The sequence below is a fragment of the Streptomyces sp. NPDC005070 genome (genome assembly GCF_053600395.1).
In genome coordinates, this window is sequence record NZ_JBSFZS010000480.1 from 1 (window position 1) to 1,570 (window position 1,570).

General features: G+C 73.2%; 2 protein-coding genes. One reads left to right on the plus strand and one right to left on the minus strand.

What is annotated here, in order from left to right:
• Positions 1-81: 81 nt before the first annotated feature.
• Positions 82-258, minus strand: coding sequence for a hypothetical protein (locus ACWEBX_RS40415; protein WP_451889678.1), 177 nt, complete (start codon positions 256-258; stop codon positions 82-84).
• A 527-nt stretch (positions 259-785) separates the two neighbouring features.
• Here ACWEBX_RS40415 and ACWEBX_RS40420 point away from each other — a divergent pair.
• The gene (locus ACWEBX_RS40420; RefSeq protein WP_451889679.1) at positions 786-1,457 is read left to right on the plus strand and encodes an HD domain-containing protein; all 672 of its coding nucleotides are present in this window, start codon (positions 786-788) and stop codon (positions 1,455-1,457) included.
• Positions 1,458-1,570: the final 113 nt, after the last annotated feature.

Sequence of the window (1,570 nt, forward strand, 5' to 3'; positions counted from 1 at the left end):
GGCCGCGGCTTCTCCTGCTGGGCGTGAACGCGGGGCCGGCACTCCCGTACCGTCCTCGCTCGCGCCGGCTCCTGGCGTCGGTCAGTCGACGCTCGGCAGGATGTGGGGCTCGGCGAGGTCGTCCTCGTAGCCCGCGAGGCGGATGGGAGCGGACCTGGCCCACACGTCCAGGCTTCCGAGCTTGGTGTCGGACCCACCCTCGAGGTGGTCCCTGCGTTCCTTGGGGCCCTGATCGCGTTTCGTCTTCTCTGGTGTCACCGCGCACTCCTTATGTGTCGGGTCACCCTCGGGACGCTAGGGCCCGGTGCTCTCGGGTCGCCTGACGTCCGCTCGGGTCTGAGTCGAAGCAGTTAGGGACGCGGTGGCGCCGGTAACTCATGTGAGAGCAGGCCGTGGTGACCGGCTTGTCCCGGGACGGACCGTGGGTGTGGGTGGACCCCAGTAAGTCTGTCCGTCGGCTACAGCCTAACCATATGAGCAGGCCCCCGCTCTATGGGGCTGAAAACGTGAGGTTACTGTCACACGTCATCCAGGCTCCATCAAGCCTCGATCTGCGGCGATTTGAAACATGATGCCCTCTTCGCTACCACCCATTCGGCTCAATATCGCCCCTGGACGGGGGCGTCGGCGCCGCCCGGGGGCAGGACTGAGTCACCATCGGCCGACGGCCGTCGCGCGCGGCCGGCCCGAAGACGTCACGCAGTTCAGGTCCCGTTGGCCGGTTCGCAAGGAGGCCATGCTGTGCTGTCGCACGGCAACGGCCTTTCTCGCGGGAGGACTGACGCATGGAGCTGCGCAGCGTCGAGGAGCTGATGGATCTGCTGCACGCCGGCCGGGGCGTCCACGACACCCCCGAGCTCGCCCACTCCCGGCTCCGCCCGGGCGGGGGAACGCCCGCCGGCGATACCGTCGATCTGCACGACCACGCCCTGCAGACCGCCGCGCTGCTGCGCCGGAGCCACCCCAGCGACAAGGAGCTCCAGGTCGCGGGACTGGTGCACGACATCGGGCATCTGCTCAGGCCCGGCGACGAGGCCGGGCACGCCGGTCTCGCCGCCGACGCGGTACGGCCGCTCCTCGGCGAGCGGGTCTCCGGACTCGTCCGGCTGCACGTCGCGGCGGAGCGCTACCTCGCGGCCGGCTCGACGGGCCACGGACCGGCCCCGCGCGGCCCGCTCACCCCGGCCGTCCCGGGCGGCGCGATGACTCGCCAGGAGGCGGCCGCGTTCGGGCACGACCCGCTGGCCGAGGACGCGGTGACCCTGCGGCAGGCGGACGACGCCGGCCGGGTCCCCGGCCTGTACGCCGGGGACATGGAGGACTGGCGCACGCTGCTGGAGCTGGTGGCGGAACGTTCCGCGTGGGCGGGCGACCGCACCGGCGCCCGGCATCCGCGCCGCCCGGGTCCGTCGGCCGGACGGGCGGAACGCTCCGCGCGGCTGGGCGCCGCGGACTGACGGCCGGCTCCGTGCGGCCCGTGCCCGCCACCTCCGTGCGGCCCGTGCCCGCCACCTCCGTGCGGCCCGTGCCCGCCACCTCCGTGCGGCCCGTGCCCGCCGCGTCCGGCGGG

Bases quoted from the DNA above. Each gene is read 5' to 3' on its own strand.
- ACWEBX_RS40420 (WP_451889679.1), top strand. From the start codon at position 786: ATGGAGCTGCGCAGCGTCGAGGAGCTGATGGATCTGCTGCACGCCGGC.